Below are 14,663 nucleotides of genomic sequence, written 5' to 3' on the forward strand. Positions count from 1 at the left end.
TCCCAGATCAGCTTATTTATCACTATCGCTTGAAATGGAATAGAAACAATATGGATGTCATCACTCGGATTTTCGCCGTTGCACTGTTTGCATTGTGCTCTTTAGGTGTGCTGTTAATGCAGACTTCAACAGAGGTATTTGCTGCAGAAACAGCCTCTGTTCCGTTAAGCAAAAAAGTACTTATAAAGGTGATGGATGGGAACGCGCGCGCTATGGACAACATGGTTGTTTATCTGCAAGCAAAAGACGTAGATAGCACTAATAACTTGTTAAAAGGCGCGCAAGGGGTGGCAGAGCCAGTTGAAGTTCATCAAAAAGATAAACAATTCACTCCCTATATTACTGTGGTTCAAAAAGGTCATGAGCTGCAGTTTGTTAACGATGATGATATAACCCACCATATTTATTCTGCAATTGGACCCAAGCGGTTTTCGTTTAAATTACGCCAAGATGATGCCACCAAAACCATGGTTTTTGACAAAACAGGCCAGATCTCGATGGGATGTAATATCCACGACTGGATGAGCGGTCATATCTTGGTGGTTGATACGCCATATTTCTCCGCAACAAGCGTAAATGGCACTGCAGAGCTCAATAATATTCCTGCTGGAGAGTATGAACTGTTTGTTTGGCACCCGCAGCTCAATAGCCCAAACCATCGACAAGTTTTTAAGATCCACAAAAATGATAAGCCGTTAGTTTTTACTGCAACGCTCAATGCTGAAATGGGCCAAATCCCTGAGCAAAAAAGCCTTGATGACTTTGAGTTTTTGGAAGGCTACGAATGAAATACGGCTTCTTTAAGCAAATGAATCGATTGCAGATCCGTATTTTCGCTTTTTTTATGTTGCTGTTATTCGCGGTGCAGATGATTTCGTTTGTGGTCACTTACAACAATAATCAACGCCTAGCAGCACAGCAGCTTACAAATCAGCTAGAAGTGGCGCAATTAGTCTTTAAATCAGAATACGATAACCGTAACTACTATTTATCAGCTTTCGCTGAAACCGCGGCGAAAGACTTTGGCTTGAAAGATATTTTTATTGATGGTGATAGCCGTAGCTTTTTAGTGGCACTCAATAATCACCGCAAACGCATTAATGCTGACTTGGCCATAGCGGTTGCAGCCGATGGCAAAGTTATCGGGCAGTTGATAAACCAATACAACAAAGCGGGTGTGAAAAAGGTGAGCTTAGGTCCGGAGCAAAACCAAACTTTTCGTTATTCACTAGACAGTGCTTTTCAGCAAATAGATTCGCTATACGCGTTAGAAAGCAGCGTTTACCAAATTAAGTTTGCGCCGCTAACCAGTGGTGGCAACACAGTGATAGGTTGGGTCGGCTTTGGTTTTGTCATTGATGAAGCACTTGCGGGTACCTTGCAGCAATTGACTGGGCTTAATACGGGTTTTTTGTTAACAGAAAAAGGCGCTCCAAGCCGATTTTTAGTCAGTGGTCAATCGACAATGGCTGCGAAGGATAGCGCAGCAGTATTACGGTTTGTTGAAAGTAACTTAGACAACACCGATTACCTGTTATGGCAGCAATACCTTGGCAGTATGGCTGAGCAAGATCTACATGCATACATGTACCAACCGAGATCTGATCTTTTACAATCCTTTCAAAAACAGTGGCTATGGCAGCTTGGGCTCATATTACTGATGCTGCCTTTATCAATGTTACTGGCCTTTATGATCTCTGGCAGCGTCACTAAACCGATTAAAAAACTGGTGGAGCAGGCGAGGTATATTGCTAAAGGCAACTACCACAGCAAGGTCTCAGTCGGCAGCAGTGTCGAGATGATGCAACTCGCCGAAGAGTTTACTGTGATGCAACAAGCGATCCTTAGTCGAGAAAGCAAGATTGCTTTTCAAGCCTACCATGACCCGTTGACAAACCTTGCCAATCGTAATGAACTTGAGCGAGTCACTGCGGGCTGGTTTGAGTCGCAGCAGAATGTGGCGATCTGCTTGATAAATATTCGCCGTATTACTGAAGTCAATGTCACCTTAGGCCACGTGGTTGGTGATGAAGTGATTAAAGAGGTAGGGCGCCGATTAACTGCCATGACAGGTATCGATTTAGTGTGTCGCTTATCGGGCGATGAGTATGTGTTGGCTTTTAAAAATCTCGACGCCAATTCGCTTAAAGACGTACTGCAGCAACTACAACGTAATATTGAGCGAGAGTACCTTTACCAAGATATTAACTTGCACCTGCAAGTCACCGTAGGCACTGCATTTTATTATCCGCCAGCGGATTTAGTCACCTTACTCAGACAAGCCGATACTGCATTACATCATGCTAAAAAGCATAAACTTGACGACCAAGTGTATGACTCACGAATTGACATTAATACTTTGGAGCGTTTACAACTGATCAATGAGTTAAAATCGGCCATTGAGCATAATGAATTGGTGCTTTTTTACCAACCTAAGCTCGATCTCGGTTTAGGTAAAGTCACCCATGTTGAAGCCCTCGTTCGTTGGCAGCATCCCGTTAGAGGCTTAATTCCGCCCGATACATTTATTCCCATAGCAGAGAAAACAGGCCAAATGAATGCCTTAACTCGTTGGGTTATGGTCGAGGCGATAGCGCAGTATCATCGCTGGAAACGTCAGGATATTGAGCTGGCAATTGCGATAAATATTTCAGCAGAAAACCTAAAAGATGAGTCTTTCTGCCAATGGGTACTAGACATTATTGCCGATCAGAACATGCCTATTGAAGCGTTAACCTTAGAGATCACAGAAGACGCAGTGGTAGCCGATCCTGCCACAGCCATCAAACAGTTAAGCGTTTTGCGCCAATACGGTCTTAAGTTATCGATTGATGATTATGGAACCGGCTATTCTTCACTCGCACAGCTTAAACAGCTACCAGTCGATGAACTCAAAATAGATCGCTCTTTCATTCAGCAGTTGATGATCAATGGTGATGATAGAACCATCGTCAATTCGACCCTGCAGCTAGCTCATAGTTTAGGCTTAACGGTTGTTGCTGAGGGGATTGAGGATAAGGCGACGTTATCTTGGTTAAAGCAACGAGGTTGCGAAATGGCACAAGGTTATTATCTATCGCGGCCAATAGATGCGGATGCACTCAGTCAGTGGCTCGCTGAATTTCCAACTCACGAATAAGAAGAACAGATGAATACTACAGTATGGATACTCGGAGTATTAAGCCTATGTTTAACTCAAGGCGTCTACGCCGTTGAGCAGAAGGTATCGGGGATAGTTGATGTACGTGCAACCACAACTGACGGGCTGCGCTCCTTTGTTGACGGTGGCTTAGGCAAATTTAGGTTCAACCCCGAAACACAAGTGTCACTAGCTCAAGGTGGATTAAGTTATCAAGCGACTTGGGATAATGGCATAGGGGCACATGTTGTCGCTAACGCTTATTGGGATGGGGTGAAAGACAATGCAGGCATCACAGAGGCCTACATCAGTTATAAAAGCTTACCTTGGGACAATGGATTTAGAGTTACCGCAAAAACGGGCATTATTTATCCTCACATTTCACTGGAAAACATCGCCACTGCATGGTCATCCCCTTATACCTTAAGTTACTCAGCAATCAATAGTTGGTTGGCCGAAGAGGTGCGGCATATTGGCGCAAACATAGGTTTGCAACGTCTCGGTAAGTTCTCCCAATCGGCACATGACGTTGGTTTCAATCTAGAGACTTTTATCAATAATGACACCACCGGAGCCATGCTGGCGTGGCACGGCTGGACACTCAGTTCCAGGCAGACGCTTTGGCAAGAACAGATCCCTTTAAGTGCTATTCCTGCACGTAACAACGGCGGCATGCTAGCAGGTCAAGCTGCAGAGTCTGATCCGTTTATTGAACTTGATAACCGACTAGGATATCACGTCAGTGGCAATTGGCAGTGGCGAGGCAAGGGCAAAGTAAATGCTGGATACTATAACAATAATGCCGATACCCGCGTGGTAAAACAGGGGCAATATGCATGGTTAACTCGTTTTGCCTATGTGGGCTCCAAGTGGCGCTTACCGAACGGTATTGATTTTATCGGTCAATACCTGCAGGGCGATACCATGATGCGATCACCTACAGGCATGGTGGTGGTTGATAACGACTACCACAGTGCTTATTTATTGTTTAGCAAGCGCTGGCAAGCCCATAGACTAACAGTGCGTTTGGAAGATTTTGCTGTAATAGATAACGATAATACACTTGATGACCACAACAGTGAAAGTGGCCAAACCTATAGCGTTTCATATGCTTATCAGCTACGAAAAGGCTGGTTTTTACAGGGCGAATATAACCTTATCGATTCCGAGCGTCCAGCACGGGTAGCGCAGGGCGCGAGTGCTGAGTTGTTGGAGCAGCAGTGGCAACTGGCTAGTCGTTACTATTTTTAGTTGGGTTAAAGACAGGTACAAAAATGCCAGCATTAAAGCTGGCATCCTTTTAGTTTAAAAGCGGCTTAAACTAGCTAAAGCTGCTCCAAATCGGCGCATGATCTGATGGCTTTTCAATACCACGTAGATCGTAATCAACATCTGATTCTACCAAACGTGCTGCCAGTGATTTTGTCGCTAAAACCACGTCTATACGCAGGCCTCGGTTATCAACAAAACCTTTACTGCGGTAATCAAACCACGAGTAACGCTCACTGCGAGTAGGGTGCAATTGACGGAAGGTGTCAACTAAGCCCCAGTCCATCAATGTCTTAAGCCATTCACGCTCTTCTGGTTGAAAGCTACACTTACCCGTTTTCAACCAGCGTTTAGCGTTAGGTTCACCAATGCCAATGTCTAAATCGACTGGAGAGATGTTGATATCACCAATAATGGCAATATCTTCATCAGCGCTATGATGTTCATTTAAATAAAGCATTAAGTCTTTATAGAACTTACGCTTAGCCGGGTACTTTGTTTCATGGCTGATATTGTCGCCTTGAGGGAAGTAACCATTTAGCACGGTCAACTGACGGCCGTTTTCCTGCATAAAGGTGCCCATAATCATTCGGCGCTGGGCATCTTCATCATCGGTTGGAAAGCCTTTTTGAACTTTTAACGGCTCAGCCTTAGACAGCATAGCCACACCGTAATGCGCTTTTCCGCCGTGATAATGCACTTTATACCCCATGGCTTCGACATCAGCGAGTGGAAAAGCCTCATCGTGTACTTTGGTTTCTTGTAAACCAATCACATCTGGCTGGTGGCTATCAATTAAGGCTTGCAGCTGATGCAATCTTGCACGCAATCCATTGATATTAAATGAAACAATCTTCACAGTTGAGTCCTTTTATTTACGGCAACACTAACTTGTATGGTTTAACGATAACACTTTGGTAAACGCCAGCAGCAATGTAAGGGTCGGCATCAGCCCAGCGCTGCGCGTCTTCAAGAGAGGGGAAGTCAGCAACGACCAATGAACCAGTAAAGCCCGCTTCGCCTGGATTCTCGCTATCAATCGCTGGATGTGGACCTGCAATCAATAACTTGCCTTCATCAGCTAATAATTGCAGACGAGCAAGGTGATCTGCACGAACAGATAGACGTTTTTCTAAGCTATTTTCAATATCTTGCGACGAAATCATGTACCACATTATTTGAGTTCCTTCTTATCTTCTTCAGACATGCTTTTAAATAGATAAAATACAGTGAGCACGGTATTAATAAGGGTTAGGGCGGTTAGGCCAAATACTTTAAAGTTAACCCAAGTCTCTTGCGACAAACTAAAGGCAACATAGATATTAACTAAGCCACAGACGACAAAAAACAGTACCCAATACCAAGTGACATGCGCCCAAATTTTGTCTTCTACAACCAGTTCTTTGCCCAACATGCTTTTCAAAATTGGCTTGTTCATAAACTGACTGACAGCTAATGCAATAGCAAACAAGGCGTATACGATAGTGACTTTCCACTTGATAAAGGAATCATCATGCAAAATGAGGGTTAATGAACCAAATACAGTGACCATCGCAAAGGTAATGAGGTGCATCTTTTCTAACTTCTTATATAGCATGTAGCTAATAATAAGTTGTAATGCGGTGGCGGCAATTAAAGCGCCGCTGGCGATGTAGATATCGAAAAATTTATATACGGCAAAAAAGATAACCAGAGGCAAAAAGTCGAGCAACTGTTTCATAGGGTAATATCAATTATCAATTCATAAAAGTGAGGCTGAGTGTAGCATGCAAGCTAACAACGCAAAAGTTTAACCGCTTAACTTGAGCGCCGCGGTAAACTGCTGTTCAGTTAGGCGACATTAGGGTTACAAAATTGCCGCGAAGCTGCACATTTTAAGATGACTATTTGTTATGAATTGTGGGGGAGTTGAGCTAAAACTGGGGGGAGAGGTCACCCCCGATTGTAATTCACTGTTAAAACCAGCCATCAATAGTAATCAATAGTCACCGATTTCTTTCCGTAGGCACTTTGTAAAACTGGTACGCCTAGTTTTAGTACGCCATAAAAAATAAAGCATTAGGCTACTCATCAGTATTTGAAATGATCCAAGTTTTAGCTAAATCGAGCTCATGGTACTTAAAAGCTTTTACCTTCGCGGATATAAAATGACTCGCGATATCTTCAGCAATTGAGCTAAGCGAAGAGTCTGTCACCAAAGCGATATTTTTGATCTCTTTATGGTGATTTTTTACAAAAGTTAAGTGGGATAAAAGGCCGCCAAAAGAGTCCCAGCCAGGAAAGCTCTCTACAGAGATGATCAGCCCGTTCAGTTTGCCATGTTGCTCAATGAAGGGATCAATGACTTTAGTCGCCTTTTTAAAATCAGCTTCAGAGAGGCTTGAGTCTGGGGAAAGCATGGCAATGGCGTTCGGTACATCAATCTCAATGTTCAGCATAAAATTAACTCCTGTATGTTTAGCTAACAGCTTAGAATAGTGCTCTGTTCCATCAAGATAAAGCATAGCAGCTAAATGTTAATTTACAGCTGAAATCGCTTTGTTGATTAATCATCGGAGGCTAATGTGGGGGCCTCTGATTTCAGAGAACAACTGAAGTTTGCCGTGTAATATGCTTAGAGCGTTAACTTAAGTCTCTGGCGGCGTAACCCAATAAATCTCCCGCTTTTCCCAAAGTTATTTAACTGGTATAATGCGCCATGTATAATGTATGCAAAATAATTTTTAAGTAAAAGGTAATAAGATGGAAACGAATAGTTCAGATTGGCGATACACCGTTATGCCGGCCGTGTTTACATGGCTAAAAGAGTCAGAATCTGGTGCCCTTGAAATTGACTTTGATGCAACACAAAAATACGCTGCAGATATTTTAAAAGTTCAAGGCAAAGGCGGAAGCCGAATGGGTGGACTTGTCGGTTCTGGTACTCTAGGTGAGAATAGCTACCTAAGCTCAGAGCAGCGTCTATCTGCACTTAAAGCCCTTTCTGAAGTAGCTAAAGAATACAATGTCCCGTTGATCAGTGGCGCAGCGGCAGAAACTAAAGAAGAGCTTGCCGAAATCGTTAGAGAACTAGCGACGGTTGGAGTGGATACCGTAATGGTGATGCCACCAAAAACTAAGGAAGTTCCTTCTGACGAAGAGATGTATGCGTACTATGAGCTGTCTGCCATAGCTGCAAAAGAGGCTGGCGTAACCATTATGCCTTATAACAACCCTGATGCAGCCGGATATCACGCACTTTCAACAGATATTCTTAGAAGACTTGCTGCTCTGCCTGAAGTAACAGCTCTCAAAATTTCGACTACAGATGTTTCGACTATTGAAACGCTGATGTTAGAGAACAAAGAGTTAAAAATCTTGGCAGGTGTTGACACTGTAACTGTACACGCTGGACTTGCGGGGGCATGCGGTGGAATTACAGGCGTAGGTTGTATATTCCCAAAAGCGAGTGTCACTATGCAGGAGTATGTTAATAATGGCGAATGGGCTGAGGCAAACAAAATTTCTCAGGCTATGAATTCCATATCATATCTTGATGCACAGCCGTTGCTTATGGAATACCTTAAGTTTGCTTTTGGTATTCACCATAATGACGCTACTGGAGGCCTTCGTACCTTTGGTAAGACATTAACTCAACAGCAAATTGATGATGTTCGCGCAAGATATATTCTAGCAAAAGAAAGACTTGAAGCTTTGGATTTAATAGGCTAATTCTTTCAAATTTTCAAAAAAAGAAAGCTCCGTTTTGCCGGGGCTTTTTTGTGGCTGTCTTCGGATTTTCACTTGAAGAAAAACATCGAGACAGCCATAAAAAACATCGAGACAGCCATGGTTAATGGCCTAAATGATGACCTGCTACTATGCTTGATTTGAGCATTTAACAAGGAGGTTGCATGCCAAGGCCAAGACGAACCCTCATTAGTTTGGAAGATACCGCTTATTATCATTGTTGCAGTCGTGTAGTGCGGCGGGCCTTTCTGTGTGGTTATGACAAATATACAGGTAAGGACTATGATCACCGCCGTGATTGGGTTGAAAAGCAAATATTGAAGCTAACGGAGGTATTTTCGATAGATGTTGCCGCCTATGCTGTGATGAGTAATCACCTTCATCTTGTGCTGCACGTTGACGTAGGACAGGTTAATGCCTGGTCAGATAGAGATGTGGTGTTGCAATGGCATAAGCTATTTAATGGCACAGGGCTAACACAGAAATTTGCCAAGGGCGAAGTGATTGAAGAGTATGCTGTTGCCCAGCTTAAACATCTAATAGCTACCTATCGCTCAAGGCTAAGTGATATTAGTTGGTTTATGCGGTGCCTCAATGAGCCTATTGCGAGACAAGCCAACTTAGAAGACAATTGCACAGGCCATTTCTGGGAAGGGCGGTTTAAGTCTCAAGCTTTACTGGATGAAGCAGCAGTATTGGCTTGCATGGCCTATGTGGAGCTCAACCCGATTCGAGCCCAAATAGCTAGTACACCCGAGCAATCAGATTTCACTAGTATCAAGCTCAGAGTGAAAGCAGCACTATTAGGTGAGCAACCCAAAAGTCTTTTATCGTTTGTTGGTAATGAACGCGCTAATCAACCCAAAGGTATAGCTTTCTCACTGCAAGACTACCTTGTATTGGTAGATGAGACAGGCCGAGCCATTCGAGATGACAAACGTGGGGCCATCGATTCAAAGGCTAGTGACATACTTGACCGGCTAAATATCCCGACAGCAAACTGGATAAAAATCGTCACTGAATTTGGCCAACTGTTTCATGGTCCTGTAGGCACATTGCAAGAGTTTAGTCACTACTGTGAGCATTTGAATAAACGAAGGCGACACTTCTCAAGTAGTTGTCGGTATATTCCCACCAGCTAAATTCAAATCGTCACTTACCACATCGTTCCTCAGTCAAATTGACAGAGTTAACCTTCCTTACCGAAAAACTAACTATACGTGTCTGTTTTACGTTCTTAGGGTCTACTTCGCGTAGCCTATTAGTGTGTTGGGCGAAGATTAGAGGCGAGGAATCAAGCCGTCTTCGATATGCTTGGTGAGTGTCTGCTATGTTGTTGATTAATAATGGCTGGCTAATGTATTTAGCCAACTGTTTTTTGTCCTTATTAATTAGCTTGTTATATGTACTTTACCACTGACATTATTGTATTAAAAGGCTCAGTTTTTAAACCTTTAAAGTCGCCATAAAACATAGCTGAATGATATGCATCATAGCCAAGTTGATCTTTAAGTGTGAGATCTGCACCGTTTGAAACGAGAAAATTAACTATATCAAGGTGACCAGCCATACTTGCAGCATTTAGAGCTGAGATTCCGTTAGCATCAATAATATTGATATCGGAGCCACTATTGATAGCATTTTGGACACCAGATAAATTACCGCTCATAGAGCAGCGAATTAAATCGATATTTTGTTCAGGTGGATTGGGCTTCAAAATCGGGAGCGATCTCATTGACTATCCTTGTACCGCTTGAACAGCTTGTTATATTTTCATTACTCTGACTCTGCATTATTGAAAAATGCTTCAGGATTATTTACATACTTCGCTGCGCTAGATTGTAAAATATACTTTTTTAACTCAAATATATTAGGTCTAATTATTACGTGTTGCCCTGGTATAAATAAGGCGCAATTTAGTGATATAGCCGAATCGACGAGGGAACTAATTAGGCTTACATTGTTTTCACGTAAGTCTAATCTGAAGTCTATTGAGGAAACATTAGCATCATCACGCCAAACACTAATATCATTAGTTTTAGTATCGCCCCAAAGAGTTAAGTCTTTTGACCAAGATTCGTATCTAGGTAATATAGCGTCGAAAACTTTTTCGAAGTTATCTCTAGGTTGTTGATCTATCCAAGTGCAAGATGGATCAAAACCATCGTCACCATATAATTCTTCAGTTTTGAATCCGTTTTGTACTACCCATTGGAGGGGAATAAAATCGATTGTTACTTGCCAGACAGCCACCGAACCCTCCTGAAAATATAACGCCCCAATAAGAGGCTAAAAATGGTTGGCTAAAATAGTGAGGCACGAACGGTAGCCAACTTTTTTTAGTCCTTTTGATTGCCTTGTTAGGTGTTTTTACGTCGAGGTAGTTTTCCATTAATCGTGATATAACCTGAGATATACACCCAAATAGAAAACATGAGTAAACCTGATAATCCAGATAAAATAACAGAAAAGACAACAGAAAAACTGAATCCTAAAGTAGTTATCATTGAATATTGAGTGACGAAAGTTAAATAAAGACCATAAAGGCCAAGCAAACAAAGAGAGCCAGTGAGAAGCCTGAAGATCGGCCTTACACAGTTTTGATTACCTTTTTCTAAATCATTATCAACCATTTGAACTCATACCCATTAAACACCTAACGCCTCGTTAAGGGGCGAGAAATAGTTGGCTAAAATGTGAAGCGAAGCGAAACCGAGCCAACTGTTACGAGTCCCGCTTGAACGACTTGTTAGGTATCACTTTTCGCTTTAATTAATTCTAGTGCATCGATTAAAAGCTCGTGCTCTTCAGTACCTCTTTTAATATCCCATGCTTTCCTTAAGCTAAGACCAGCTAAAATAGCAAATGCAGTTGAAATTATGTGGTAACTATTGCCATTTAAAAATGGCACAATGCTTGGAAAAAAAGCAAAAGCGATTAAAACTATCCCCCAAATAAAATGTTCCCATTTAGATCTGATTTGTTTTTTTTGATATTTCTCTAATTTTTCGGCAAATTCCAATTTTGTCACAAAACTTCCTTTGATACCTAACAGCTTATTCATTAGTCGCTCGATAACGTTCTCGGCAACTCGTTTAATTTGTAACAAACTATCACTGCTAAGACATTGCTGTAAATAGATAATTTCTACAATGAAGTGATAGAAATTGCCTTGTTGGCTGCGTAGAAAGAGAGCCTAGGTTGTTCAATGGGTCCGTGTATCACTTTTTTACATTTCCTATGGTTTTGATTTTTATCGGTTTTGTTAAATGTTAAATAATTATCGATGCCTAGCAGTACTGTTTTTGGCATCTTTATTTGCGTGATAATTGGTATTTTGGGTCACTTTCAATTATACCTGTATATATATACAGTTGTTTTTTGAGGTGACTATTAAAGAGTCCGGTTACATTAGTGCTATTAGAACTGAAATAAGAGTTCGTCATTACAGCTATCAAACTGAGAAGTCATATCTGTACTGGAATCGATATTTCATTAATTACTGTCAGATCAGCCATGGTTCAGAGATTTCAGCCTCAAAAATTGGTCAGTTCTTATGTTATATCGCTGAGCAATGCAATGTTTCGGCAAGCACACAAAAACAAGCATTATGTGCCATTGTTTTTGCGTGTCGTTATGTACTGAAGATGGATACGTCCGGGTTAGATTTCCCCTATGCAAAAGCCCCAAAGCGGATACCTCAAGTCCTTTCTACAGAGGAAGCTAAACAAATTATTGGTCAGATGTCGGGGGATCATTTTCTCATTGCTGCTATCTTGTTTGGAGCAGGACTAAGGTTAAAGGAAGCACTGCGGATACGAGTAAAAGATATTGATCTAAACAATAAGTCAATTTTTATACACCAAGGTAAGGGCAAAAAAGATAGGGTTTGTATTCTGCCAAATGAACTTATATCGCCACTAGAATTGCAAATTGAGAAAGTAAGGAAAATACACAATAAGGATTATAAAGCTGGGTTTGGTATGGCCGCGTTGCCAATTTCTCTAATTAAAAAGTATGGAGCAAGTGCTAGAAAATTCCATTGGCAATTTTTTTTCCCTGCAACAAGACGGTGTATTCACCCTAGCGATGGATATATTTGTCGGCATCATATTCACCCTACGGCATTTTCAAAGGCGTTACGTCTCGCGACGAAGAAAGCGGCCATTGATAAGCGCGTAACGGCGCATACGTTTAGGCATTCTTTTGCAACAGCATTATTGAGAAAGGGCTATGATCTTCGGACAATACAAGAGTTAATGGGGCATACAGATATTAAAACAACACAAATTTATACTCATGTTATTGGTACTCATACCAGTGGTGTAGTGAGTCCGTTCGACTCTTGAAAAATTTTGGAAATTAAACATTAAAAAGCACGGCAGCTATTGAGTTGCCGTGCTTTTGGTATTGTGAGGAGCTAGGCGTTCGCCTTTACCTTGCCGTCGCGGCCTTCATATTGCGAGTAAATTCAGCAAGTGCGGCTAGCAACTGCGCTTCATTGTCTTTGTTGGCATCAATGATTTTAACGACCGCTGAGCCTGAAATCGCGCCTGCTGCTCCTGCATCAATGGCGGCTTTCACTTGTGCTGGCTCTGCAATACCAAAGCCCAGTAGCGGCGGTGCGCCATTAAACTCTTTCAGGCGGTTTAGAATATCAGTGATTGGCATGCCGGCTTTTGATTCTGTTCCGGTCACACCTGCGCGCGATAACAGATAGGTATAACCTTCACCTTTATCGCTCACAAGTTGTAGTGTTTCACTGTCAGCATTGGGTGGTGCGATAAATATCGGCGCGACGTTATGCGCTTTTGCCGATGTAATGAATGGCTCGGCTTCTTCTACTGGCACATCGGCGATAAGCACGGAATCAACGCCCGCGGCTTGCGCTTTGGCATAAAAAACGTCAACGCCATTGGCGTAAACCAGGTTGGCGTATAGCAGCAAACCAATTGGTAAGTCTGGGTATTTAGCGCGCACAGCGCTTAGCATGTCAAAGCATTGCGACGGCGTTGTACCTGCGGCGAGTGAGCGCAGGTTAGCACCTTGGATCACCGGGCCATCGGCCAGAGGATCAGAAAATGGGAAGCCAAGCTCTAGCGCATCAGCGCCATTCTCTACTAAGGTATCGATTATCTTTAAAGACAATTCAGGTGATGGGTCGCCTAAAGTGACAAAGGGGACAAATGCACCTTGGTTTTTCTTATCTAGTGCGGCAAAGGCTGCCTGATAACGATTACTCATTGCCACTCTCCTCAGTTGTTGAGCTGTCTGCTTGTTGCTTTTCTAAAATGTCAGCCACGGTGAAAATGTCTTTGTCGCCACGACCGGATAAGTTGACGACTAGTAAGGTCTCTTTGGTGGCCGCTTTGGCAAGCTTGACGGCATAAGCAAGTGCATGCGCTGACTCTAGCGCAGGAATAATTCCTTCACTACGGGCGAGTAGTTGGAATGTCTCTAATGCTTCATCATCAGTTGCTGACTCGTAAGTTGCACGGCCCGTTGCGGCAAGGTGTGCATGCTGCGGCCCAACAGATGGGAAGTCGAGACCAGCTGATACAGAGTAAGACTCTTCAATTTGACCTTCGCTGTCTTGCATCAATGGTGCTTTCATACCAAAGAATATGCCGGTTTTGCCGTGCTTTAACGGTGCGCCATGCATTGGGGTATCGATACCTTTACCTGCGGGTTCAACCCCAATTAATGCCACTTCCTCTTCATCGATGAAGTCGGCGAACATACCAATAGCATTTGAGCCTCCGCCGACACAGGCGATAACGGCGTCGGGCAGACGACCTTCACGTTCGAGGATCTGCTGTTTAGTTTCTGCACCAATCATGCGCTGAAATTCACGCACAATAGTTGGGAACGGGTGTGGTCCCGCTGCTGTGCCTAACAGGTAGTGTGCTTTGTCGTAACTGGCAGACCAGTCACGCATTGCTTCGTTACAGGCATCTTTTAGGGTGGCAGAACCTGAAGTAACAGGAATAACTTCTGCGCCCATTAGCTTCATTCTAAATACGTTAGGTGACTGGCGCTCAACATCTTTTGCGCCCATATACACTTTGCATTTTAAGTCGAGTAGTGCACAAGCAAGCGCGGTGGCAACACCATGTTGGCCTGCGCCTGTTTCGGCGATGATCTCTTTCTTACCCATACGTTTTGCGAGCAAGGCTTGCCCCAAAACTTGGTTAGTTTTGTGCGCGCCACCGTGGAGCAAGTCTTCACGTTTTAGGTAGATCTTAGCCAGTGGGTTAGGGCTGAGATTACGGGTAAGCGTGAGCGCTGTTGGACGACCTGCGTAGTTTTTAAGCAGATCGGTAAACTCTTTTTGAAACGCTTCATCTTCTTGCGCTTCGATAAAGGCTGTTTCTAGCTGTTTTAGTGCAGGCATTAAAATCTGTGGTACGTACATGCCGCCGTATTCCCCAAAGTAGGGGTTTAACTTACTCATAATATGGTCCTTTATCTTTCATTTCTAACGCGATGCTAATAACGTTAGCATCGCGTGGGATTCGATTTATTC

General features: G+C 42.9%; 16 protein-coding genes. 6 read left to right on the forward strand and 10 right to left on the reverse strand.

All coding sequences use genetic code 11. From position 1 onward, the window contains the following. Positions 1–50 precede the first annotated feature (50 nt). The 3 genes from L2730_RS13975 to L2730_RS13985 are packed head-to-tail and all read left to right on the forward strand — an operon-like array spanning position 51 to position 4,390. A complete protein-coding gene (locus L2730_RS13975; protein WP_248975155.1) occupies positions 51–788 on the forward strand; it encodes a cupredoxin domain-containing protein in 738 nt (245 codons plus the stop codon). Further along, positions 785–3,139, forward strand: coding sequence for a bifunctional diguanylate cyclase/phosphodiesterase (locus L2730_RS13980; protein WP_248975156.1), 2,355 nt, complete (start codon positions 785–787; stop codon positions 3,137–3,139). Before L2730_RS13975 ends, L2730_RS13980 begins: the two co-directional genes overlap by 4 nt. Positions 3,140–3,148: 9 nt before the next feature. After that, positions 3,149–4,390 carry a hypothetical protein gene (locus L2730_RS13985; RefSeq protein WP_248975157.1) on the forward strand — a complete coding sequence of 414 codons (1,242 nt, stop codon included), beginning with the start codon at positions 3,149–3,151 and terminating at the stop codon, positions 4,388–4,390. A 70-nt stretch (positions 4,391–4,460) separates the two neighbouring features. Here the strand turns inward: L2730_RS13985 and xthA are convergent, their stop codons facing one another. The 4 genes from xthA to L2730_RS14005 form a co-directional block, all read right to left on the reverse strand. Continuing rightward, a complete protein-coding gene (xthA, locus tag L2730_RS13990; protein WP_248975158.1) occupies positions 4,461–5,267 on the reverse strand; it encodes an exodeoxyribonuclease III in 807 nt (268 codons plus the stop codon). A gap of 16 nt (positions 5,268–5,283) precedes the next feature. Then, entirely contained in the window at positions 5,284–5,583 is a 300-nt protein-coding gene (locus L2730_RS13995; RefSeq protein ID WP_220736167.1) for a YciI family protein, read from the reverse strand. Next, the gene (locus L2730_RS14000; RefSeq protein WP_248975159.1) at positions 5,583–6,128 is read right to left on the reverse strand and encodes a septation protein A; all 546 of its coding nucleotides are present in this window, start codon (positions 6,126–6,128) and stop codon (positions 5,583–5,585) included. Before L2730_RS14000 ends, L2730_RS13995 begins: the two co-directional genes overlap by 1 nt. A gap of 343 nt (positions 6,129–6,471) precedes the next feature. Continuing rightward, positions 6,472–6,846: a SpoIIAA family protein gene (locus L2730_RS14005; RefSeq protein WP_248975160.1), complete on the reverse strand. Its 375-nt coding sequence runs from the start codon at positions 6,844–6,846 to the stop codon at positions 6,472–6,474. Between the two features lie 304 nt (positions 6,847–7,150). On the opposite strand from L2730_RS14005, the gene L2730_RS14010 reads away from it, so the two are divergent. Together L2730_RS14010 and L2730_RS14015 are read left to right on the forward strand one after the other, a co-directional pair. Further along, positions 7,151–8,119 carry a dihydrodipicolinate synthase family protein gene (locus L2730_RS14010; RefSeq protein ID WP_248975161.1) on the forward strand — a complete coding sequence of 323 codons (969 nt, stop codon included), beginning with the start codon at positions 7,151–7,153 and terminating at the stop codon, positions 8,117–8,119. A gap of 182 nt (positions 8,120–8,301) precedes the next feature. Further along, complete coding sequence (locus L2730_RS14015) at positions 8,302–9,279, forward strand: transposase (RefSeq protein WP_248975162.1); 978 nt, start codon at positions 8,302–8,304, stop codon at positions 9,277–9,279. Between the two features lie 257 nt (positions 9,280–9,536). Here the strand turns inward: L2730_RS14015 and L2730_RS14020 are convergent, their stop codons facing one another. The 4 genes from L2730_RS14020 to L2730_RS14035 all read right to left on the reverse strand — a co-directional run bounded on the left by L2730_RS14020 (position 9,537) and on the right by L2730_RS14035 (position 11,201). After that, entirely contained in the window at positions 9,537–9,872 is a 336-nt protein-coding gene (locus tag L2730_RS14020) for an ankyrin repeat domain-containing protein (RefSeq protein ID WP_248975163.1), read from the reverse strand. A gap of 41 nt (positions 9,873–9,913) precedes the next feature. Then, complete coding sequence (locus tag L2730_RS14025; RefSeq protein WP_248975164.1) at positions 9,914–10,390, reverse strand: hypothetical protein; 477 nt, start codon at positions 10,388–10,390, stop codon at positions 9,914–9,916. Between the two features lie 107 nt (positions 10,391–10,497). Then, positions 10,498–10,770 (reverse strand): hypothetical protein, encoded by a 273-nt coding sequence (locus tag L2730_RS14030; protein ID WP_248975165.1) that lies wholly within the window; start codon positions 10,768–10,770, stop codon positions 10,498–10,500. Positions 10,771–10,886: 116 nt separating this feature from the next. Then, positions 10,887–11,201, reverse strand: coding sequence for a hypothetical protein (locus tag L2730_RS14035; RefSeq protein WP_248975166.1), 315 nt, complete (start codon positions 11,199–11,201; stop codon positions 10,887–10,889). 322 nt (positions 11,202–11,523) lie between these two features. Between L2730_RS14035 and L2730_RS14040 the strand changes: the two genes are divergently transcribed. Continuing rightward, on the forward strand, positions 11,524–12,486 hold the full coding sequence (locus L2730_RS14040) for an integron integrase (protein WP_248975167.1): 963 nt from the start codon (positions 11,524–11,526) through the stop codon (positions 12,484–12,486). Between the two features lie 85 nt (positions 12,487–12,571). Here L2730_RS14040 and trpA read toward each other — a convergent pair whose 3' ends face one another. Together trpA and trpB are read right to left on the reverse strand one after the other, a co-directional pair. Continuing rightward, positions 12,572–13,381, reverse strand: a complete 810-nt coding sequence (trpA, locus tag L2730_RS14045) for a tryptophan synthase subunit alpha (RefSeq protein WP_248975168.1) — start codon at positions 13,379–13,381, stop codon at positions 12,572–12,574. Beyond that, positions 13,374–14,591, reverse strand: a complete 1,218-nt coding sequence (gene trpB, locus L2730_RS14050; protein ID WP_248975169.1) for a tryptophan synthase subunit beta — start codon at positions 14,589–14,591, stop codon at positions 13,374–13,376. The genes trpA and trpB overlap by 8 nt, the downstream gene beginning before the upstream one ends. Positions 14,592–14,663: the final 72 nt, after the last annotated feature.

Source organism: Shewanella kaireitica (assembly GCF_023284045.1).
GTDB classification, from domain to species: Bacteria; Pseudomonadota; Gammaproteobacteria; order Enterobacterales; family Shewanellaceae; genus Shewanella; species Shewanella kaireitica.

Coding starts and splice junctions, on each gene's coding strand:
- L2730_RS13995 (WP_220736167.1), bottom strand. CDS start 5,583: ATGTGGTACATGATTTCGTCGCAAGATATTGAAAATAGCTTAGAAAAA.
- L2730_RS14035 (WP_248975166.1), bottom strand. CDS start 11,201: ATGAATAAGCTGTTAGGTATCAAAGGAAGTTTTGTGACAAAATTGGAA.
- L2730_RS14000 (WP_248975159.1), bottom strand. CDS start 6,128: ATGAAACAGTTGCTCGACTTTTTGCCTCTGGTTATCTTTTTTGCCGTA.
- L2730_RS14010 (WP_248975161.1), top strand. CDS start 7,151: ATGGAAACGAATAGTTCAGATTGGCGATACACCGTTATGCCGGCCGTG.
- trpA (WP_248975168.1), bottom strand. CDS start 13,381: ATGAGTAATCGTTATCAGGCAGCCTTTGCCGCACTAGATAAGAAAAAC.
- L2730_RS14020 (WP_248975163.1), bottom strand. CDS start 9,872: ATGAGATCGCTCCCGATTTTGAAGCCCAATCCACCTGAACAAAATATC.
- trpB (WP_248975169.1), bottom strand. CDS start 14,591: ATGAGTAAGTTAAACCCCTACTTTGGGGAATACGGCGGCATGTACGTA.
- L2730_RS14015 (WP_248975162.1), top strand. CDS start 8,302: ATGCCAAGGCCAAGACGAACCCTCATTAGTTTGGAAGATACCGCTTAT.
- L2730_RS13975 (WP_248975155.1), top strand. CDS start 51: ATGGATGTCATCACTCGGATTTTCGCCGTTGCACTGTTTGCATTGTGC.
- L2730_RS14005 (WP_248975160.1), bottom strand. CDS start 6,846: ATGCTGAACATTGAGATTGATGTACCGAACGCCATTGCCATGCTTTCC.
- L2730_RS13980 (WP_248975156.1), top strand. CDS start 785: ATGAAATACGGCTTCTTTAAGCAAATGAATCGATTGCAGATCCGTATT.
- L2730_RS14030 (WP_248975165.1), bottom strand. CDS start 10,770: ATGGTTGATAATGATTTAGAAAAAGGTAATCAAAACTGTGTAAGGCCG.
- L2730_RS13985 (WP_248975157.1), top strand. CDS start 3,149: ATGAATACTACAGTATGGATACTCGGAGTATTAAGCCTATGTTTAACT.